This window comes from Anaerococcus sp. HMSC068A02 (assembly GCF_001811125.1).
Classification (GTDB): domain Bacteria; phylum Bacillota; class Clostridia; order Tissierellales; family Peptoniphilaceae; genus Anaerococcus; species Anaerococcus vaginalis_C.
On sequence record NZ_KV803761.1, the window covers coordinates 116,596 to 138,559 of the forward strand.

The 21,964-nt window shown below is 28.1% G+C and carries 20 protein-coding genes, 1 pseudogene and 1 CRISPR repeat array; of the genes and pseudogenes, 16 read left to right on the forward strand and 5 right to left on the reverse strand.

Annotation, left to right across the window (positions count from 1 at the left end):
* Nucleotides 1–173 precede the first annotated feature (173 nt).
* From HMPREF2782_RS05975 to panD, 3 genes are read right to left on the reverse strand one after another with little or no spacing between them, the layout of a single operon-like run.
* Nucleotides 174–1,130 carry a bile acid:sodium symporter family protein gene (locus HMPREF2782_RS05975; RefSeq protein WP_070641550.1) on the reverse strand — a complete coding sequence of 319 codons (957 nt, stop codon included), beginning with the start codon at nt 1,128–1,130 and terminating at the stop codon, nt 174–176.
* A gap of 2 nt (nt 1,131–1,132) precedes the next feature.
* The gene (gene panC / locus HMPREF2782_RS05980; protein WP_070641552.1) at nt 1,133–1,972 is read right to left on the reverse strand and encodes a pantoate--beta-alanine ligase; all 840 of its coding nucleotides are present in this window, start codon (nt 1,970–1,972) and stop codon (nt 1,133–1,135) included.
* Between the two features lie 54 nt (nt 1,973–2,026).
* A complete protein-coding gene (panD, locus tag HMPREF2782_RS05985) occupies nt 2,027–2,410 on the reverse strand; it encodes an aspartate 1-decarboxylase (RefSeq protein ID WP_070641554.1) in 384 nt (127 codons plus the stop codon).
* Nucleotides 2,411–2,877: 467 nt separating this feature from the next.
* Here panD and HMPREF2782_RS05990 point away from each other — a divergent pair, with 467 nt between their 5' ends.
* The 7 genes and pseudogenes from HMPREF2782_RS05990 to HMPREF2782_RS06015 all read left to right on the forward strand — a co-directional run bounded on the left by HMPREF2782_RS05990 (nt 2,878) and on the right by HMPREF2782_RS06015 (nt 10,811).
* Nucleotides 2,878–3,564, forward strand: coding sequence for a hypothetical protein (locus HMPREF2782_RS05990; RefSeq protein ID WP_004839790.1), 687 nt, complete (start codon nt 2,878–2,880; stop codon nt 3,562–3,564).
* Between the two features lie 11 nt (nt 3,565–3,575).
* Nucleotides 3,576–5,345, forward strand: coding sequence for a hypothetical protein (locus tag HMPREF2782_RS05995; protein ID WP_004839791.1), 1,770 nt, complete (start codon nt 3,576–3,578; stop codon nt 5,343–5,345).
* The gene (locus HMPREF2782_RS06000) at nt 5,332–6,285 is read left to right on the forward strand and encodes a type I CRISPR-associated protein Cas7 (RefSeq protein ID WP_070641556.1); all 954 of its coding nucleotides are present in this window, start codon (nt 5,332–5,334) and stop codon (nt 6,283–6,285) included. Before HMPREF2782_RS05995 ends, HMPREF2782_RS06000 begins: the two co-directional genes overlap by 14 nt.
* Nucleotide 6,286: 1 nt before the next feature.
* Nucleotides 6,287–7,024, forward strand: coding sequence for a type I-B CRISPR-associated protein Cas5b (gene cas5b / locus HMPREF2782_RS06005; RefSeq protein ID WP_070641558.1), 738 nt, complete (start codon nt 6,287–6,289; stop codon nt 7,022–7,024).
* Complete coding sequence (locus tag HMPREF2782_RS06010) at nt 7,014–9,536, forward strand: CRISPR-associated helicase/endonuclease Cas3 (protein WP_070641559.1); 2,523 nt, start codon at nt 7,014–7,016, stop codon at nt 9,534–9,536. Before cas5b ends, HMPREF2782_RS06010 begins: the two co-directional genes overlap by 11 nt.
* Nucleotides 9,533–9,643: pseudogene (locus HMPREF2782_RS09360) on the forward strand (Dna2/Cas4 domain-containing protein); the annotation flags it as partial. The gene HMPREF2782_RS06010 and the pseudogene HMPREF2782_RS09360, both read left to right, overlap by 4 nt.
* 18 nt (nt 9,644–9,661) lie before the next feature.
* Nucleotides 9,662–10,225: direct repeats of the CRISPR family, unit length 30 nt; unit sequence GTTGATTATTAACATTAGATGTATTGAAAT.
* 73 nt (nt 10,226–10,298) lie between these two features.
* The gene (locus HMPREF2782_RS06015; protein WP_070641561.1) at nt 10,299–10,811 is read left to right on the forward strand and encodes a nitroreductase family protein; all 513 of its coding nucleotides are present in this window, start codon (nt 10,299–10,301) and stop codon (nt 10,809–10,811) included.
* 208 nt (nt 10,812–11,019) lie between these two features.
* Here the strand turns inward: HMPREF2782_RS06015 and HMPREF2782_RS06020 are convergent, their stop codons facing one another.
* Nucleotides 11,020–12,066: an exonuclease/endonuclease/phosphatase family protein gene (locus HMPREF2782_RS06020; RefSeq protein WP_070641563.1), complete on the reverse strand. Its 1,047-nt coding sequence runs from the start codon at nt 12,064–12,066 to the stop codon at nt 11,020–11,022.
* A 251-nt stretch (nt 12,067–12,317) separates the two neighbouring features.
* On the opposite strand from HMPREF2782_RS06020, the gene HMPREF2782_RS06025 reads away from it, so the two are divergent.
* The 9 genes from HMPREF2782_RS06025 (at nt 12,318) to HMPREF2782_RS06065 (ending at nt 21,250) form a co-directional block, all read left to right on the forward strand.
* Entirely contained in the window at nt 12,318–13,184 is an 867-nt protein-coding gene (locus HMPREF2782_RS06025; RefSeq protein ID WP_070641565.1) for a DegV family protein, read from the forward strand.
* 506 nt (nt 13,185–13,690) lie between these two features.
* Nucleotides 13,691–13,909 (forward strand): FeoA family protein, encoded by a 219-nt coding sequence (locus HMPREF2782_RS06030; RefSeq protein WP_004839809.1) that lies wholly within the window; start codon nt 13,691–13,693, stop codon nt 13,907–13,909.
* 2 nt (nt 13,910–13,911) lie between these two features.
* Entirely contained in the window at nt 13,912–14,136 is a 225-nt protein-coding gene (locus HMPREF2782_RS06035; protein WP_019118925.1) for a FeoA family protein, read from the forward strand.
* The gene (gene feoB / locus HMPREF2782_RS06040) at nt 14,137–16,287 is read left to right on the forward strand and encodes a ferrous iron transport protein B (RefSeq protein WP_070641568.1); all 2,151 of its coding nucleotides are present in this window, start codon (nt 14,137–14,139) and stop codon (nt 16,285–16,287) included.
* A 26-nt stretch (nt 16,288–16,313) separates the two neighbouring features.
* Nucleotides 16,314–16,511 (forward strand): hypothetical protein, encoded by a 198-nt coding sequence (locus HMPREF2782_RS06045; RefSeq protein WP_004839813.1) that lies wholly within the window; start codon nt 16,314–16,316, stop codon nt 16,509–16,511.
* 244 nt (nt 16,512–16,755) lie between these two features.
* Complete coding sequence (locus HMPREF2782_RS06050) at nt 16,756–17,082, forward strand: DUF6110 family protein (protein ID WP_019118922.1); 327 nt, start codon at nt 16,756–16,758, stop codon at nt 17,080–17,082.
* A gap of 1 nt (nt 17,083) precedes the next feature.
* On the forward strand, nt 17,084–19,156 hold the full coding sequence (locus HMPREF2782_RS06055; RefSeq protein ID WP_070641570.1) for a heavy metal translocating P-type ATPase: 2,073 nt from the start codon (nt 17,084–17,086) through the stop codon (nt 19,154–19,156).
* A gap of 197 nt (nt 19,157–19,353) precedes the next feature.
* On the forward strand, nt 19,354–20,364 hold the full coding sequence (locus HMPREF2782_RS06060) for a threonine aldolase family protein (protein ID WP_070641573.1): 1,011 nt from the start codon (nt 19,354–19,356) through the stop codon (nt 20,362–20,364).
* 4 nt (nt 20,365–20,368) lie between these two features.
* Entirely contained in the window at nt 20,369–21,250 is an 882-nt protein-coding gene (locus HMPREF2782_RS06065; protein WP_070641576.1) for a radical SAM protein, read from the forward strand.
* Nucleotides 21,251–21,290: 40 nt separating this feature from the next.
* Here the strand turns inward: HMPREF2782_RS06065 and HMPREF2782_RS06070 are convergent, their stop codons facing one another.
* The gene (locus HMPREF2782_RS06070; RefSeq protein ID WP_070641578.1) at nt 21,291–21,962 is read right to left on the reverse strand and encodes a hypothetical protein; all 672 of its coding nucleotides are present in this window, start codon (nt 21,960–21,962) and stop codon (nt 21,291–21,293) included.
* Nucleotides 21,963–21,964: the final 2 nt, after the last annotated feature.

Below are 21,964 nucleotides of genomic sequence, written 5' to 3' on the forward strand. Positions count from 1 at the left end.
CATATTAAAATAATAATCATGTATTCAAATAGAATTATCTTATTAGTAGATTAATTTATCATAGATGTAAATTTCTATATTTATTTTTAATAGCTTGATTCTAGTTTACCTTATTAAAGAAAAAAGATGAGGACTTCAAAGATCCTCATCTTTTTTAATTAAATATTTAAAATTTATTTTTCCCTAGCAAAAGCTATTTCTTTTACATCTTTTCTTCTAATTGATGCGAAAATTGAACCTGAAATATTGTGCCAGATTGAAAATATTGCTCCTGGTAGGGTTGCTAGTGGGTTTAGGGCAAAATTTGCTGTTGCAAGTTGGATGGCAAGACCGGAATTTTGCATTCCCACTTCGATTGAAAGGGCTGTTTGCTTGTCGTAATCCATTTTGAATAATTTGGAAACGCCAAGTCCCAATAAAAGTCCCAAGGCATTGTGAATCATTACTATTAATAAAACGATTAGTCCAGATTTTGCAATTTTTTCTGCATTTGCTCCGATTATTCCTGAAATTATTAAAATAATTGCAAGAGATGAAATTAATGGGAAAATTGATTTTGATTTTTCCATTTTTTCTGGGCTTAATTTTTTTGCGAAAATTCCCATCAAAACTGGTATTAAAACTACTGTAACAACTGATTTAAACATTGCCAAAATTGAAACTTCAACCCATCTTCCTGCCAAAAGATAAACCAAAAATGGTGTAACTATTGGGGCAAGAAGGGTTGATAAAATTGTCATTGAAACTGACATTGAAACATTTCCGCCAGCTATGTGGGTTATTACATTTGATGCAGTTCCGCCTGGGCATGATCCAACAAGGATAATTCCCAAGGCAATATCTTTGTTTACATCAAAACCTACTGCTAAAATCCATGCAAGTAAGGGCATAATTGTAAATTGTGCCAAGGCTCCTATGAAAATATCCTTAGGATTTTTTAAAATTTTCTTAAAAGCATCGGCTTCGATTGAAGTTCCCATTCCAAACATTGCTAGGGCAAGAAAAATTGTGGTGTAATTTGTCATCCAAGAAAAATAATCTGGGACAAAATAGGCTACAACAGAAAATATTACAATAATTAAACCGATATTTTGAGTTATTTTATCTGAAATTCTTGAAAATTTTTCCATCTTTATACCTCATAAATAAAATTATCGATTAATCTAGTTTTTCCAATGAAAACTGCTATGGCTACCAAGGTATCTTTATTGAAATTGTCCACGTCTTTTATTGTTTCAAGGTCAACTGCTTGGATGTAGTCAATTTTTGCAAGTTTTTCTGATGAAATTATTTCTTCCATTTTTTCCAAAACTTCTTTTACACTTGCTCCTTCCTTTGCCATTTTTTCTCCATAAAAAATTGCCTTTGAAAGACAAAGAGCAGCTTTTCTCTCGTCAGCTGAAAGATAAGTATTTCTTGAAGACATAGCAAGTCCGTCGTCTTCTCTTACGATTGGGCAAGCAACAATTTCAACAGGAATATTTAAATCAAAAACTAATTTTTTGATGATTGAAAGTTGTTGGGCGTCTTTTTGTCCAAAATATGCCCTATTAGGTCCAACAATATTAAATAATTTTGTACAAACAGTACAAACGCCCCTAAAATGTCCAGCTCTTCTTGCTCCACACAAATTATCAGAAAGACCTTCAATATCAACAAAAGCTTTTTTGTCGTGATACATTTCTGAAGGTTTAGGATTAAAAATAAAATCAGCTCCCAAGTCTTCGCACAATTTGCTGTCAGCATTTATATCTCTAGGATAAGCCTCCAAATCCTCATTTGGTCCAAATTGGATTGGATTTACAAAATCAGAAACAACTACGATGTCATTTTCTTCTACAGCATTTTTAATTAGGCTTGCATGACCCTTGTGCAAAAATCCCATGGTAGGAACAAGGCCGATTGATTTGCCCTCTTTTTTAAAATCTTTCAAAACATCTTTCAATTCATCAATTTTTTTGATAACTTTCATTTTCTTCTCCTCTAAAAATATTTAGAGATAGCCTAATACACCACTAAAATTTATTTATGATAATCTCCCGTGTTTTTCGTAAGATGAAATTTTTTTTATTTTATTTTCATCATCAACAAAAACAACCTTTGGACTATATTTTTCCAAATCTTTTTCATTATAAGAGGCATAAGCCATTATAATAACCAAATCATTAGGCGAAAAATGTCTTGCAGCAGCTCCATTTAGACAGATAACACCGCTGTCTTTCTCGCCAGCAATCGTATAAGTTTCAATTCGATTTCCATTGTTAATATTAACTACTTGCACTTTCTGATACTCTCTAATTCCAGCTGCATTGAGCAAAGCCTCATCAACAGTAATAGAACCAACATAGTCAAGTTCAGCCTGAGTCACAGTAGCCCTATGAATTTTTCCTTTTAACATTTCAATTTCCATAAAATCTCCTTAAAAAAAGCAAGGTAAAAGCAGTTTATATTTAATAAACAGACAAAAACCTTGCACAAGTAACAAAATATTTTGAGTCTCACTAAATATATAAGCTCATTTTTTAAAATTTAAATATAATGGTGTAAAAGAGTATAGTTTTAAAACTTAAATACTATCTCTAGGGGTATTATAAATCATTAATATAAAATTAACAATGTGTGGGGAGAAATTTTTTTGAAAATAATATAAACTTTTTAAAACAATAATGAACTTGTGGTTAAAATTTTCATAAGAGGTAGAGTATTTATATATTTAATTAGTAACTTGATAAGTATTGAAATACTAAAAATTAAAATATTGGACTGATTATTAACATAAGATGTGAAATAAATTTGACAAAATTTTCAAAGATGATATTATAAAAATATAATCAACTAATAATTAAAATATTATAATTATAGAAAGGAGATGAGAAAATGAATGTGTACGAATTGAAAATTAGAACATTTTTATTAGAAGATATTGATTCATCAGATTCTTTGGGATTTATTTCTAAGGCAATAATTTCTTATTTGTCAGAAAATGAAAAATTTTTAGATATTCACGAATCTAAAAATTATAAATCCTATTGCCATGATAATCTATATCCAATAAAAAAGTTCTACAAAAAAAATATGGTTTATCAGTACAGAATTAGGTCGGTTGATGAAGAATTTGTAAATTATATGTTAAATGGTTTTTCTGATTACAAGGACAAGGTTTTCAAAAACTTAACTGTTGATGTTAGGATAATTCCAAAATCACCGATTTCAAAATTATTTACCTTAAATCCTATAATAATAAAAAATGATTTTGGATATTGGAAGGAAAAGTTGACCTTAGAAGAATTTGAAAAGAGATTCACAGATAATTTAATTAAAAAATATAAATTTTTTATTGATGAAAATGTAGAAGAGGGAAAATTTTATACAAGCCTTAAATTTTTAAATGAAGGACCAATCGCTTTTAAATTTAAAAATATAAGACTTTTGGGCGATAAGCTTGAGCTGGAAATCAATATGGATAAAAGAAGCCAAGACTTAGCCTATTTTGCACTTGCTGTGACATTTAGCGAAAATGCAGCTTATGGAGCAGGATTTTTGGGATATAAATATTTAATTTAGGAGGTGATTATGTGCTAGAAGAATGTTTGGAAATCTTTAAGAAAAATTTGGACGAGGATCCTGATATGGTTTTGAGAGGATATATTCCCAAAGATGGTAAATATTATCTTGTTACTATGAAAGAAAAAAGTCCTTGGGAAGTAAGTCCAAGTTTTAAAATTAAATATGACAAAAAAGAAAAGAAAATCGAAAATCAACCATTAAATTATTCTTTTATTAGAGATTTGGATTTTAATTCCAATCTCTTAAACATGAACAAAAGCATAGACAATAAAAAAGCGATCCATAGTTCTAATTATTATAGTTTTTTCTTCAAAGAAAATTCTTGTGAAGATAAGATTAATAAAGATGCGATAGAAAGATATTTTTCGGTTTTAAAAAATCCTATTAAAAAATATAAGGATAAAAGAGCAAAAAATCTTTATTTGGAAAATGAAGAAAAATTAGGATCTGTAAATTTAGAAGAAGTAGAAAAAATCGAGAAGTGGCTTATTGAAAATATTGATAAGAAAGAATTATTTGATATTGATACAAGCTCAAAAGATTATTTCAAAATATTTTTTGTCTATGAAGATGAAGAAAAAACAAAAAAATCCTATCAAAGAGAGCAAGATAGGTATTTACTTACCAATTTATTTAATAAGAATAAATATAATATAGAAGTTAATGGAAAAACTTTTGGTGTTTCTGATGATAATTTAGGAATAAATGATAAAAAGCCTTATTTAGAAAATTTATCTAGAAAGGTAAAACAACCTTATTTAATAAGTGCAGATATGGCAAAGTTACAAAATTTATTTTTTTCCTATCTTTCATCATCTGTAAAAAGAGGAAATAATAAAATATATTTTAATACAGGAAATAAAGAAATAAGTTTTGAAAAAAATAAAAATTTTATAGGTTTTGAATTGTTTTTGTATCCTGAAAAAAATGAGGCGGCTATCTTAGATTATAATATTTATTCAAAAGATTTTGATGATATAGAAATTAAAATTAACCAATATATTGAAGAATATTTACCTGAAAATGTTAAAGCTGAGGATATTTCTAAAAGAGAAGAAAAATACGGTCTTGTTACTGAAAAAAATACACTTTTAAATAAAATAGATTCGGTTTTTTTCTATAATTATTACCAAAGAAATAAGTATAATTTGGAGAATTTAAATATAAAAGAGTTAAATTTCAAAATGATAATTTTAAACTATGGGAAAAGTCTGGAATTTGCAATAATAAATAATAAGAATAAAGAAGTTTTAAAGATTTTAGATAGACTCTTGAAAGATTCTATCAAATATTCTCTTACAAATGATTATAATACAAAGGCTATAACCCAATTTAATTATTATTTATCTTTGAAAGAATATTTTGAAAAAAAGGAGGAAAATTATATGGATTTTCAAGAAAAAATGAAAAGAAAATTAGAATCGGCAGGCGATATTTCTCTTGAAGGTGATGAAGAAATTTTGTTTGCCTTAGGACAAGTTTTGAGAAAATTGCTTAATCATTCAAAGATTGGCGATAAAAATTTAACCTTTATTAGAAATTTCTTGGATGAACAAAAAACTTCTAAGATAATCGAAAATTTAAAACATTTGCTTGTAACTTATGCCCACAATATTAGCACTAAAGATGTAAGATTTAACAGGGCAGTAAGCCAAATTCTTGTTTATGAATTTGAAAAGGAAAAGGCTGATGATAAGTGGATAATGGCAGGATTTTTAGAAGAATCATATCTTTATGGAAAAAAACTAAGTGAAGGAGAAGAAAATGACAGAGCTTAACAAAAGAGTTTATGGGATTATTGGTATAGGATCAAAAATGGCAAATTGGAATGCGGATTTCTCAGGATTTCCAAAATCTTTACCATCTGGTGAAATTTTTGGATCAGATAAAGCCTTGAAATATACTATGAAGAAAAAATGGCTAGAAGAAGGCGAAAAAGTAATTTATATAAAAAGTTATACTATAGGTGATAAAGGAAACTTGATGCCTAGAACTTTAAAGGAAAGATATGAACAAGTTTTTGATACAGAAATAAAATCTGGTGAATCAGAAAAAATTTTGACTAACTTATTTTCTGCAACAGATGTAAAAAATTTTGGAGCTACCTTTGCAGAAAAAGGAAATAATATTTCTATAACTGGAGCTGTGCAAATTTCCCAAGGAATGAACAAATATGAAGACAGTAAAGCTCAAGTTCAACAAATTTTATCTCCTTTTAGAGATCCTAATGCTAAAGAAAAAAGTAAATCAGGAGAGGATGCTCAAAATTCTACTTTGGGAAATAAAATTGTATCAGATGAAGCTCATTATTTTTATTCTTTTGTAATAAATCCAAAGGCTTATGATGATTATAAACAATTAGGAGTAACAGAGGGCTATAGCGAAAAAGATTATGAAAAATTCAAATTAGCAGCAATTGATTCTGCATCTTCCTATGCTACAAACTCAAAAGAAGGAGCAAATAATGAATTTTCTATGTTTGTTGAAACAAAATTAGATACTTATCTTCCAAGCCTTGCAAATTACATTGAATTTGAAAAAAATTCTGAAGAAAACTCAAAAGATAAGATAATTTTTACAGGAAAAACTATTCTAGAAGAAAGAGATGATATAGAAAAAATTCAAATTTATTATGACAATGAAAAAATAGACTTGGTTGATTTTCCAGATAATATAGAAATTTATAATATTTACACAAGAGAAAAAATCGAGGCTTAATATGAAAGCTTTGAGATTTAGATTAAGTGGTAAAACAGGTTTTTTCAAACAGCCAGATGTAAATACTTATCTATATTATACTTACGGTCAAATTCATAGAGTCGCCCTTCTTGGACTTTTGGGAGCAATTCTTGGATATAAGGGCTACAATGAGAAAGATAGGGAAAAACATCCTGAATTTTATAAAAAATTAAAAGACCTTAAAATTTCTATAGTTTCAGAGGGAAATGATGGGATTTTTGATAAGAAGTTGCAAATATTTAATAACTCCACAGCCTTTGCATCGAATGAAGAAGGTGGGAATCTTATAGTAAAACAAGTTTGGCTAGAAAATCCTTCATGGTTAATTTATATTTTATTAGATAGTGACCAAAGTGAAATGATAAAAGAATTTATTTTAAATAAAAAAACAATTTTTACTCCTTATCTTGGAACAAATGATCACATGGCAAATATTAATGATTGCAAAATAGTAGATTTAGAAAAAAGTGATGAAAATATTATAGATTCTTTATTTTTAGCTGAAGATTTTAAACTTAGGTTAAAAAGTAAGATTTATAAATATGAAGAAAATCTTCCATTTTTCCTAGAAGAAAACACTGAAAGATATATAAGAAAAAAAACCTTGGCGAGCAATGGAGAAGTTAGAAAAAAATTAGATAAAACTGTCATATTTAAAGATTTAGATAATAATTTAAAACTTGCTTTTTACAGCGAAGAAGGAATTTATGAAACTTGATTTTATAGTTAAAAATTCTGATAATTATCTAGCTCATATTGATGGAGTTGGAGATAGTAAAGAAAAATTACAAGATCACATAAATAAAACTTTTAAATATTATGAAAAAATTATAGAGGAAAAAAACTTGGGAAAAGTCTTTGAAAGATTTTTCCTAAGTATTTTTGATGAAAAAGATGGATATACTTATTTTAAAGATTTGATAGATTCAGTAATTTTGTTTCATGATTTAGGAAAGATAAATTCTAGGTTTCAAAGAAATAAATTAAAAAACTTTGAAATAGACCTTACAGATTTGGGGATAGAAGGTCAACATTCTATACTTTCATCATTTATTTATGTCTATATTTGTGTAGGAAAAATTAGAAATTTAAAAATTGATGATGAATTAAAAGAAAAATTTTATTATCTTATTTTTTTAAATGCTTTTGTAATTTCAAGACATCATAGTGATTTATCAGACTTTTCATATTCAATCCATAATTTTTTTGATTTATTTATTGATGAAAGAAGTAAATTTTATAAAACTTTAAAATATTTAAGGAAAGATAAGAATATAAAGGAAGAATTTTTTGATGATTTTGAAGAAATATCTAATGAAATTATGGATCTGGTCTATGATTTTGATATGGACTTCTCTTATACAGATTTCAAAAAATCAAAATCCAAAGAAATATATATTTACACAAGACTTGTATATTCTATTTTAGTTGCATCTGATTTTTATGCTACAACTGATTATATGAATGGATATAAGACAAATCTTCCTCAAATAAATCAAAACGACCTCATAAAGATATACAATAATTCAAAACTCATAAAAAGTATTAGAAAAAGCGAAAAGGATAAATCTTATGAGAAAAAAGAAAATATAAATGATCTAAGGACGAAAATTTTTCTAAATGCAGAAAAAAATTTAGAAGAAGAAAAAGATAAGAATATATTTTTCTTAGAAGCTCCCACAGGTTCTGGCAAATCTAATACTGCTATGAATTTATCTTTCAAATTATTAAATGCTCAGATTAATAAAATAATATACGCCTATCCCTTTAACACCTTGGTGGAACAGAACAAAAATACTCTTTTAAAATACTATAAAAAAACCAGCATAGAAGAAAAAATTTCTATTATAAATTCAATAACTCCAATTGGAAAAGTCCAAGATGATGATTTTATGAAAGATTGGGATTATTATATAAAATCTCTCTTAGATAGACAGTTTCTTCATTCTCCCTTTATAATCACATCTAATGTAGGGCTTTTTAATACGCTTTTTTCAAATAAAAGAAAAAATATCTTCGGCCTTTATCAACTTACAAATTCTGTAATTGTTTTAGATGAAATCCAAGCTTACAGGGAAGATTTGTGGAATGAAATTATAGAAATGTTAGAAATTTATGCCAAGATTTTTAATCTAAAAATAATTATTATGTCAGCAACTCTTCCTGACTTGTCAGCTTTATTAAATGATGATAAAAAGAAAAATATAGGAAAATTAATTAAAAATCCTAGAGAAATGTTTAATGAGCCTTTATTTAAAAATAGGGTCAAAATAAACTATGATTTGCTATATTTGGGAAAAATTGACTATAATCATCTTTTAAAGCACATGGAAGAAAATATAGGAAACCACCAAAAAATATTGGTAGAATTTATTAGAAAAAAAGACGCAGAAAATTTCTTTAAAATCTTAAATGAGGAAGAATTTTTTGAAAAATATAATATTTTGATTTTAACAGGAGATGATAATTTGAGAAGAAAGGCTCAAGTTATCGGACAAATAAGTGGAGAAGTTATTAAAAAAACCATATTAATTGCAAGCCAAGTTGTAGAAGCAGGAGTTGATATTGACATGGATATTGGTTACAAAGATATATCTATGCTTGAAAATGAAGAACAATTTTTGGGAAGAATTGGAAGAGCGGCAAGTAAAAAGGATGCAGTTGCATATTTTTTTGATATGGCAGATGAAAAGAAAATTTATAAAAATGCCCAAGATATATTGACTCTAAGAAATAAGGATAGGAGAAAAGATCTTGAAACTAAAGATTTCTCTAGATATTTTGCCCTAAAATTACAAAAAGCAAAAAATGATAGGGATGAATATGCCTATATAAATTTTGAAAAAGACCTTATTAAATTAAATTTTGAAAAAATATCAAAACACATGGAATTAATTGATGATAATAGGCAAATGATAGAATTATTTTTAAATAGAAATTTAAGGATAAATGGAAAAGAAATAAATGGATCTGAAATTTGGACTCAATACGCAAATCTTATTGAGAATAAAGATATGGATTATAGTGAAAAGATGGTAAAACTTTCAGAAAATAAAGCCCAAATGTCAGATTTTCTTTATAGAATTACAAAAAGAGATTTTATAAAATATATTGGAAAAGCAAATGATATAATAGGAAATCTTGTTTATATAGAAGATGGAGAAAAATATATTTACAATGAAAGATTAAACTACAAAAATGAGAATGATGAATTTGAGGACATAATATGAATGGAACAATAATAAATTATTATTTTCATTGCAAAAGACAGTGTTATTTGTTTGCCAACAAATTAAATTTCGAAGATAACAGTGAACTTGTAAAAATAGGAAAAGAAATTCACTTAAATAAAAGCGTTGATTATTAACATTAGATGTATTGAAATGTTTTAAAAATATTAGGAGATGAGGGAAAACAACTTGTTGATTATTAACATTAGATGTATTGAAATTTTAAGGTAAGAGGTCTCATTTGTTCAACACTCATCGTTGATTATTAACATTAGATGTATTGAAATATGCAAATTTAATTGCATATCCAGAAAAAAAACTCAGTTGATTATTAACATTAGATGTATTGAAATATACGTATCCCCCAACGCCAGCTTCTACTCAAACGGGTTCTATGTTGATTATTAACATTAGATGTATTGAAATATGGGGAGATATTTGGCAATGGGATGATGGAGATGTGTTGATTATTAACATTAGATGTATTGAAATGAAGAATATAAATTAAATATTTTAAAAGCATTTAAGTTGAATAGTAACATTAGATGTATTGAAATAAAGGCAAAGAAAATGGAAATTTACGAGGAAGAGATGTTGAATAGTAACATTAGATGTATTGAAATTAGTCCATATGATAAACTCCAATTTTATGAATCATAGTTGATTAATAACATATGATATATTGAAGTGAACTTTTCACTATATAGTTTAATTAAATATATGACATTGTATATTACTTGAAATTTTATTAAAGGAGATATTATGAATTTTATTGAACTTGTGAAGAATCGTTATTCTTGTAAAAATTTTAGTGATAAAAAAGTTGAAAAGGAGAAGCTTGATATTATTCTTGAAGCTGGAAGGCTTGCGCCTACTGCTAAGAACAATCAGATTCAAAGAATTTACGTTGCAAGATCAAAGGATGCTCTTATAAAAATTGATGAGCTTACTCCTTGTAGGTATAAGGCTCCTCTTGTTTTGCTTGTGGCTTTTGATGAGAATGAGGCTTTTGTTTATCCGGGAGGAAAATATAATACTGGTGTTGAAGATGCTACGATTGTTGCAAGTCACATGGTCTTGGCAGCTGCAAGCCTTGGTGTTGATTCTTGCTGGGTAAATCTTTTTGATCCTGATAAGGCTAGCGAAGAATTTTCTTTGCCTAAAAATGAAAAAATTGTTGCAATGATTGATTTGGGCTATGCGAATGATGGAGTTAAGCCTTTAGAAAATCATTTTAAGCGTAAAAATATTGATGAAACTGTAAAATTTATTTAGGATAATGGGTTTAGTAAAGATACGGAATATTTGATATTCTGTATCTTTATTTTATTTTTGCTATTGATTTTGAGATATTAGCTAAATTATTTTTGAATTTTAGTGTTATTTATTATATTTAATGAAAAAGCGCTTTTGCAATATATGAAATAAATTTCATTTTACAAAAGCACTTTTTTATATTTTATTTGATATTAACTTTTAAATTTTATTTCAAAACAAATTCCATCACAACTGGATTGTGGTCGGAGTATTGGAAATTTTCTTTTTCTTGGGTTTTTATTGTTTTTATTTTTATATTATCTGTTGCCATAAATCCGTCTATGGTTGAAAGATAGGCGTCTTTTCCTGTGTATGGTTTGTCGTTTACTACTGATGTTTTAGCGTTTTTGTCGTAGTAGAGTTTTATATTTTCTGTTAGCAATTCTTTTGGCAAAATTTTTGGATTCCAAATTCCTTCTGGCAATTCTTTGTAATTTCCTGTTAGCTCTTGGTTAAAATCTCCGCCTACTATCACATAGTTTCCTTTTTTGTATTCTTTGTTTACGAAATTTATTATTTCTTTTGTTTGTGCAATTCTTCCGTTGTTTCCTTTTTCGTAGGCGTCTAGGTGGACGTTTACTATTACTAATTTCTTGTCGGAATTTTTTATGTCAATATATGAAGGGTTGAAGGCTCTTTTTAGGTTTACTAGTCTTGATGGAAATTTGTGAGGGGTTTCTTGTTGGTACCTTTTTGATTTTTGTATTTTAAAATTTGTTTGAGTCATTATTCCTGATTCTACTTTTCCCATTGGTGGGATTGGATATGGAATAAAGGATGCCTTAAAATTTAGGGCGAAAGTCGTGTTTCCCAAAAGTTTTTTTCTTATTTTTTCGTACTCGTTAATGTGATAGGTTCTTTTTGAATTTATATCTACTTCTTGGAAAAATTTTATGTCGGCATTTATTTTTTGACTTGAATTAATGATGTGGTTAATTGATTTTTCTACATGGCTTTTGTTTATTGGAAAGACCATTTTTCCACCGTCCATAAAGAAATCTGTGTCTTTATCAAGTCCGCCGTATCCAATATTCCAAGTCATTATCGTATAACTTTTTCCTATTTCTGGATTTTTATCGCCATTTCCTTGGATTTCTATATTTTCAATTTTTTCTGGTCTGTACTCTTTTATCCAAAGATATGATAGGAGAATTAAAATTCCTATTAGAATTATTCCTATTATGGAAAAGATAATTTTTAATGTTTTTTTCATTTTTCACCTCTATAATTTTTGGGAAATTTTCCTTATTTGTTATTTGTATAATATAAATACCCTTTTTTCTTCTTATATATAAGGAAAGAAAATTAAAATAGGGAAATAAATAAAATCTCTATAATTACTTTGTAAAATAAAGTTAATAAGATTGTTTTAAATTTCTAGAAAAGTATAGTTACTTTACGAAAGATTATGTATCAAAAAATATTTATAATATAAATAAAGAGCCTTTAATTGATGGAGTTATTATGGAAAAAGTAAAAATTATAGCTGATTCGGGATGCAATATAGACCTTGACATGGCGAAGGAATATGACATTTCAATACTTCCTTTTAATATAAATTTCAAAGACAAATCATACACCGACCTTTACGAGTTAAGTAGGGAAGATTTTTTTATAAAATATAAGGAAAGCAAGGAGAGAGTTACAACTTCTATGCCATCTCCTGGGAAATTTTTAAAATTATTGGAAGAAGAATATCAAAAAGGATATAGAAATTTTGTAATATTTTCAATTACAAAGAAATTTTCTGGAATTTATCAAATGATGGATATGATGAAAGAGGAATTTGTAGAAGAAAATCCAGATGCAAGAATTAAAATAATAGATACAAATACAGCCACAATAGCTGCAATTTATCCTGTAATAAAAGCTGCAATTTATGCGAAAGACGGAATGGGACTTGATGAAATTTACAAAAAAAGTCTGGATAATTTAAAATATTGCAATGTGGCAGGGGTTGTAAAAAATTTGGATGCCTTGGTTAGGGGCGGAAGACTTCCAAAAACTATAGCCAAGCTTGCAAATTTAATTTCATTTTCTCCGGTTTTGTGCATAGAAGATGGAGAAATAAAATTAATAAAAAAAGTTACGGGAAAGAAAAAATCATACAAAGAATTGATTAAATATTTGAAAAAGCTTTGCAAAAAATACAAGGATTATCAAATAATAATTGGCGGAGCAGATAGTGGAGAAGAAATTGAAATTTTAAAAGAAGGACTAAGTAGGGAAATAGAAAATGCCCTAGATTTTAAAATAATAGACGTAACAGCAGTAATAGGCTCCCACTTAGGAGATGGAGTAATTTTCTGTTCGATTTTTCCAATAAATTAGATTTAATAATTTGAAATAAAATATTTTCGTATTAAATTTTGCTATGTGATTTTTAATACTTTGTAAATAATCTAAGCCCAATCATCTGGGCTTTTTATTTTTGGAAAATTTTAAAAAGTTTTTGATTATATTTTTGTTTTATTTTCACACAAAATTTTACAAAATAAATTTGAAATTTCTATTTATTTTTTTTGCGTAGAGAAAATAAAAATTTTTTTAATAACAAAATTTTTTTATTTATATTTAGGTTCTCAAAAAATAAAACCAATATAATGATATTCAATATCATACTATTCGGTGTATAATTGTTTATGAAGATAGTGATAATATATATCATTATTTTACATACTATTATTATGACTAAGTAAACTTCACTGGTTCGGTTAGATGGATTTATTTTTTTTAGAGATTGCTGATATTGACTATTATTACGAAAAATCATATAATTATAAGCCATAAATAAATTTATTTAAAATAATAGATTAATAAATAGAAAGAAGGAATATATGCCAATAACCTTATTAAATAATGGACAAGAAGCAGAAGTTATTAGAGTAACTGGAAATGATGAAATGAAAACCCATCTTTCAAATTTAGGTTTTGTAAAGGGGAAAAAAGTTAAATTATTTTTCTTTGATGGAGTAAATTACATTATTATGGTTGACAATAGCAAATATGCTCTTAACAAAGACTTAGCAAAAAGAATATACGTGAGGGAGATATAATAATGAAAACTTTAAAAGATGTAGCAGTAGGAGAAACTGCTATAATAAAAAAAATTAAGGGAGATGGAGCTACCATAAGAAGAATTATGGATATGGGTCTTACAAAAAAAACTGAAGTTTATGTAAGAAAAATTGCTCCATTGGGAGATCCTATCCAAGTTAATTTGCGTGGTTATGAATTAACTCTTAGAAAAGAAGATGCAAAAAATATAGTAGTGGAGGAATAGATGACCTATACAGTTGCTTTAGCTGGAAATCCTAATTCAGGAAAAACTACTCTTTTTAATGAGCTTACAGGTTCAAGCCAAAGAGTGGGTAACTGGCCAGGGGTTACGGTTGATAAAAAAGAAGGAAAATTAAAAGGGCACAAGGATATTATTATCCAAGATTTGCCAGGAATTTATTCACTTTCTCCTTATACAATGGAAGAAGTGGTTTCAAGAGAATATTTGGTTGAACAAAAACCAGATTTGATTGTAAATTTAGTTGATGGTTCAAATTTGATTAGAAATCTTTATCTTACAAGTCAGCTTATTGAACTTGGTATTCCAACAATAATAGCTTTGAATATGATGGATATTGTTAAATCAAACGGCGATGTTATTGATAAAGATAATCTTTCTGAAATTCTTGGCTGCCCAGTTGTAGAAATTGTTGCTAGTAAGAAAAAAGGAACAAAAGATTTAATAGAAAAAATTGTAAAATCACAAAATAAATTATCTTTACCTAAGCCATTGATATATTCTGGAGAGCTAGAAGAAGTTTTAGAAAAAATTTCTAGTGAAATTTCAGATTCTGTTGATTCTAAATTAGAAAGATATTTATCAATAAAGGCTTTTGAAAATGATGAAGATATGTTTGAAAATATTTCTTTATCAACTAGCCAAAAAGAAAATATAAAGACTTTAAGAGAAGATTTTGAGAAAAAAGAAGATGATGTTGCTGAGGGAATTATAACTACAGAAAGATATGAAGCTCTTGGAGAAGTTGGAGAAAAAGTTTTAAAGAAAGCTCCTCCAAAACTTTCAACAACTGACAAAATCGATAAAATAGTTACAAATAGGATTTTGGGACTTCCAATTTTTGCCCTTGTAATGTTTGTTATTTATTATATAGCAATTTCAACTTTAGGAACTGGGGCAACAGATGCCGTAAATGGATTTTTTGAAGATACAATGACACCTGCCGTTGCAGATTTTCTAACAAATATAGGAATTAATGATGTTTTAGTAGGACTTGTAACTGACGGAATTATAGCAGGAGTTGGAGCTGTACTTGGATTTTTACCACAAATGCTAGTATTGTTTGCCCTACTTTCAATTCTTGAAGATATAGGATACATGGCAAGAGTTGCCTTTGTAATGGATAGGGTATTTAGAAAATTTGGACTTTCTGGAAAATCATTTATACCAGTAATGATTGGAACAGGTTGTTCAGTTCCAGGAATCCAATCATCAAGAACAATAGAAAATGAAAGAGATAGAAGAATTACAATTATAACTACATCTTTTATGCCATGTTCTGCAAAACTTCCTGTAATAGCTTTAATCGCTGGAGCATTTTTCAAAGAAAACCAAGCCCTAGTTACATTTTCATTTTATATAATTGGAATAGTTTCTGTAATAATTTCTGGAATTATTTTAAAGAAATTTAAAGAATTTGCATCAGAGCCAGCTCCATTTGTTATGGAACTTCCACCTTATCATGCACCAAGAGTTACTTCAGTTTTAAGAGATGTATTTAATAAAGGAATGAGCTTTGTAAAAAGAGCTGGAACAATAATTTTAGTTTCATCAATAATTATTTGGTTCTTATCAAACTTTGACTTCTCATTTAAATTGGTAGAAGCTGAATCAGAAAACTCAATGCTTGCAGTTTTAGGTGGATATTTGGCGGTTTTATTTAAACCATTAGGATTTGGACAATGGCAATCAGCAGTAGCAACAATTACAGGATTTGTTGCAAAAGAAAATGTAGTTTCAACAATGGGAGTTGTTCTTGGAATTGGAGCAGATCTTGATGAAACAAATAGACAATTAATTACAGCTTTCAACCAAGCAATAGGAACACCAGTTGCTGGATACTCATTCTTGCTTTTCAATATGCTTTGTATGCCATGTTTTGCAGCAGTTGGAGCTATAAAAACAGAAATGAATAATAATAGATGGACACTTATTGCTATAGGATACCAAATGGCATTTGCCTATGCGATTGCATTTATTTTCTATCATTTAGCAAATTTCTTTGTATATAAAGAATTTTCATTTATGACAATACTTGCAATAATAGTGTTGATAGGTGTTTTGTATTTGATTTTTAGACCTGTAAAATACAAAGAAGAAAAAAGATCTTACAAATTAAATTTTGCAAGAAAATAAAAAAATCATTATGAAGGGATGGTTTTATGAATATACAATCTTGGATACTTTTGATAATAATTTTGGGAACTTGCTCTTATATAATCTATACTAGATTTATAAAAGAAGGCTCAAATTTTGGTTGCAAAGACTGTGCTCAAAAAACTTCTTGCAATAGTGGAAAGTGTCAAAGTAAAAAAGAAAAAAATAAAGAAAAATCTAAATCATGTCCATATTGTGACTGATTTAATTTTAAAATAATTCTTAATTAAGAAAGGCTTTTGTAAATTGATTATTTCCATAAGGGATGTATTTGCAAAAGCTCTTTTTTAAAAATATAAAATAATTTGCGATAAATTTTGCTGATATAAAAAATCATTACAAATGATAAAGATTTTTATTAGCAAAATTTAAAATAAAGCTAAAAAAATTTGCAAAAAATAATTAAAGCGGTTATAATTATTTCAATAAAAAAAATAGGAGGAAAAGATGATTAAAGTAAACAAAAAAATTATAAGTACAGGTATTGGAGTAATAGCGGGAGCTATTGGAGGAAAGGTTCTTACATCAAAATTAGCAAAAAAAGCTGCTGTAGCTACAGTCCAACAAGGATTGAAAGCAAAAAGTGCTGTTGATAAAACTGTAGAAAATATAAAAGTTACAACTGATGATATAGTGGCTGAAGCAAAAATTAAAAATGAAATTGAAGAAAGACTTGAAGCTGAAGCAAAAGATAAGCTTGATATAGAAAATGTTGCTTCAGAAGCTAAAGAAGAAGTTAAGGAAGAAATAATAAAAGAAATTAAAGAGGACTAGGATGAGAGCGGCCATAAAGGCGAGAACTTTTGGAAGAAGTAGGTTTATTTACGAGGATTATCTAAAAAAATCTAACGTCAATAAATTAAAGTACAAAATTGAACAAGTAAAGGGCGTGAAATCTTGTGAAATTTCTTATATATCAAAATCTATTATTGTAAATTATGAAGAAGATTTGATAGGAAATATTGCAAGATTTATCCTAGACTTTGATCTTAAATCTTTGGATGATTTTGATATTGAAGATGCGGATTTTATTCCTCAAGTTGATAAATCAATTTTTCATATATTAAGAAATTCAGCATACAAGAGAATTGTATTTGGTTATCTTATGCCTATCAGTATTAGACCATTTTTTACACTTTTGAGAGCTTATCCTTTTGTAAAGGAAGGCTTAAAATCTATAAAAAATAAAAAAATAGATGTGGCAGTTTTGGATGCAAGTGCAATTACAATTTCTATAATTACAGGAAAATTTGGGGATGCTGCTAGCATAATGGCTCTTTTATCATTGGGAGAAGAGCTTGAAGATTATACCTTAAAAAAATCAAGACTTAATTTGAAATCTTCGCTTGCTTTAAATGTTGATAAAGTTTTTGTAAAAGATGGAAATCAAAAAATAATCAAAAATCTAAAAGATGTAGAAATCGGAGATTTAATTTATATTTCTATGGGAAGTAAAATTCCTGTGGATGGAGAAGTTGTTGAGGGCTTTGCCATGGTAAATGAGGCTTCATTTACTGGAGAGGCAAAAGCTGTTGAAAAAAATGAAAATTCTACTGTTTTTGCAGGGACTGTTCTTGAAGAAGGAGAGCTTTTAGTAAAAACTAATAAAAAATATGGAGATTCTAGATTAAATCACATAATAAAACTTATTGAAGATAGTGAAAAAAATAAATCTCTTGCTCAATTAAAAGCAGAGTCTATGGCTGATTCTTTGGTAAAATATTCTTTTATTGGGGCAGGATTAACATATTTATTTACAAGAAATTTCATAAAAGCAAAATCATTTTTGATGGTGGATTATTCTTGTGCCTTAAAACTTACAATTCCAATTGCATATATGAAGGCTATAAGTCAGGCTGGAGAAGAAAATATTTTGGTAAAAGGTGGAAAATATTTTGAAAGCATAGCTAAAGCTGACACAATTATTTTTGATAAAACTGGAACATTAACCAAGTCCCAGCCAGAAGTCAAAAAAGTAATTGCCTTTGATATCGATGAGGATGAGGCTTTAAGAATAGCTGCTTGCCTTGAGGAACATTTTCCTCATTCAATAGCAAGAGCTGTTGTGAAAAAAGCTGTGGAAAAAAATCTTTGCCACGAAGAAATGCATTCAAAGCCAGAATATATAATGGCTCATGGTATAAAATCAAAAATAAATGGAAAAACAGCTCTCATAGGAAGCGAACATTTTATTCTTGAAGACGAAGGAATAAAAATTAATTCCCAACAAGGAGATTTGATAAATTCATTAAAAGAAGAATATTCTCTTTTGTTTATGGCTTATGACAATAAATTGATGGCGGTTTTGTGTATTGATGATCCAATTAGAGAAGATGCAAAAAAGACAGTGATGGCTTTGAGAGATTTAGGTTTTACTCATATTGCTATGCTTACAGGAGATAATGAAAATTCTGCTAGAGCTGTAAGCAAAAAACTTGATTTAGATTTTTATAAATCCCAAGTTCTTCCAGAGGACAAAGAAAATTATGTAAGAAAAATGAAACAAATGGGAAGAAAAATTATAATGATAGGAGATGGAGTAAACGATTCAATTGCCCTATCAAGGGCAGACGTGGGAATTTCTATGTCAAAAGGTGCAGATCTTGCCAAAGAAATCTCTGACGTTTCAATAAAAACAGATTCGCTCAAAGAATTAGTTGATCTTGTAAAACTTTCAAGAAGTGTAGATAAGAGAGTAAAAAATGATTATGAAAAAATAATTGCCTTTAATAGTTTATTGATAGCATTAGGTTTGACATCGTTTATAACAAATACTCAATCAGCACTTTTACACAATATTTCCACTGTAGCTATAGCAAGTGAAAATATGAAAAAATATAAATTTTAAAAACCAAAGTTTAAAGCTTTGGTTTTTTCTTTGGGAAAATTTAATCAATTAGTAAATAAAATTTTAAAAATATTAAAAGTAAAGAAATCCTAGGAATTAAATTCGACTAACAAAGTGATGGTTGTAAATTTTAAAATGGAAAAAACTTATGAAAAATGTATGATAGAATAAGAAAATCGTTTTTGTAAGGAGAATTTATGATTAATTTTAGAAATGACTATTCAGATATTTGTTATCCAGAAATTTTAGATGCTATAAAAGAAAATATTGACCAAGTAAATCCAGGATATGGGGTTGATCGCCACAGCAAAAATGCTGAGAAATTGATTAAAGAAAAATTAGAAGATGAAAATGTTGATATATATTTTATCCACGGGGGAACAGGAGCAAATATTCTTGGGGCAAGTGTGGGAATGGTGGCACAAGAATCAATAATTGCTGCAACAAGTGGACATATCGAAGACCAAGAAGCTGGAGCAATTGAGGCTTGTGGAATAAAAATCGAAACAATTCCAACAAATGACGGGAAAATTACAAAAAAATTATTGGAAGAAAAATATAAATCTTTTACCAACGAACACCACACAGTTCCAAGAAAAGTTTATATATCAAACACAACAGAAGTTGGAACACTTTATAGTAAAAAAGATTTAGAAGAGATTTACGATTTTTGTAAAAAACACGACTTATATTTATTTATGGACGGGGCAAGACTAGCACACGCCATGGCAAATGAAAAATCTGATCTAAAATTTAAAGATTTGACCAAACTTTGCGATATTTTTTATTTTGGAGGAACAAAAAACGGACTTATGTTCGGGGAAGCCCTTGTAATTGTAAATGATAATTTGAAGAAAAATTTCAGAAATTTGCAAAAACAAAAAGGAGCTATGCTTGCCAAAGGTTTTGTTACAGGAATTATGTTTGAAAGACTCTTCCAAGATGATTTGTATATCAAAGGAGCAAAAAAAGCCTACAAAATGGCAGAAAAATTGGCAAAAGGCTTTGAAGAAAAAGGCTACAAACTTGCCTATGAATTTGAATCAAACCAAGTTTTTGTAGAAATTTCAGATAAAGATATAAAAAAATGGGAAAAATTTGCTTATTTTGAAGTAGGAGAAAAAAGAGAAGATAAATTCGTAGCAAGATTTGTAACAACCTACAAGAGCCAAGAAAAAGAAATCGAAGAATTTTTAGAAAGGATTTAGTATTATGCATTACACAGGACAAGTTTATAGACCACCACTTGAAGCCTATACTCCACTTTTGGAAGTGACTTACGGCTGTTCCCACAACAAGTGCGCCTTTTGTACCATGTATCATATGACAAATTTTGGGATTTCTCTTATAAAAGATGTAGAAAGTGATATCTTAGAAATTTCCATGACCTATCCAAGACCAATCGAAAGAATTTATTTATTAAACGGAGATCCTTTCGTTCTTTCAACAGAAAAATTAGTAGAAATTGCCGATTTAATCCACAAATATATCCCAGAAGTAAAAACCATAACATCCTACGCAAGTTTTTATAATTTAAAAAATAAAACCAAAGAAGATTTAAAACTCTTAAGAGAAAAAGGCTACAATGAACTTTGGTTTGGAGTAGAAACAGGAAATCAAAAAGTCCTAGACTGGCTTGATAAGGGAGCTGACCTTGATGATTATAAAAAAGGTATAGAGAAAATGAAATATGCAGGGATGACCTACAACGCCATAGTAATGCAAGGAGTTGCAGGAAATGGAAATTCAAAAGAAAATGCAAGAGAAACAGCAAAATTTTTAAACCTCTATCCACCAATAGGAATTTTTATAATGAGTACAGACGTCCAAAAAGGGTCAAAATTATATAAAATGAGAGAAGACGGAGATTTTAAAGAAACAAGTAACAGAGAAAACCTAGAAGAACAAATAGAATTATTAAAAAATCTAGATGTTCCGGGAAATGTCCTCTACTCATCAGGACACATAGTAAATCTCGTAAAAGTAACATCTCACATGAGAAATAAAGAAAAAATGATAAAAAAATTAGAAGACGCCCTAGAAAATCTAGACGAAAAAATCCTAGATTCAAAAAATAAGGGCAGGGCAATTTAAAAAATAGGCTGTTGCAAGATTTTTTGCAACAACCTATTTTTTACTTGTTATTATCAACTGCCTCGTTGTATTTTCTTATTGTTTTTTTGTGAAAAAACAAAGTTATGAATGCCAAAGGAAGTGTTATTAAATATTTAATTAACTCTGAAAATATTAGTATAGCTAAAAATAATAGTAAAGAAGATCCTATGTCTCTTTTGTAGATTGTTTTTGTTTCGCCAAGCCAATTTGTGCTAGTTGATGATTCGTGATAGTTCATAAATTTGCTTGAAGCTTTTGCCATATTTACAGCTCCATAAGGATTGAAAAATGATGAAAATCTTCCACCAACATATCTTTTATAATCTGCATACCACGAATAAGTATAATTTGTTAATAAAAAATACGCTAAATAAAGCATTCCTTTTAGAAAGCTATAATCAAAGCTAGCAATAATAAAAATTGAAGAAATTATTATATATGAATTTATATAAAATCTTATTCCCATTTTTGGTGTGGAAAAATAAGATGGATTTTTGTAGGGGTCAATAAATTCATCTTTAGACTTATTATCGTAAGTCACATTTTGATTGGTAGTTTCTTCAATTGTTGGAGGTTTTACATATTCTGCTTCTTTTTTGGAAGGTGGTGTTATATATTCGTCATCATCATTATTAATAACTTTATCATTATCTTTTGATGGTGGTTTAATATATTGATTTTGATTAGCCATTT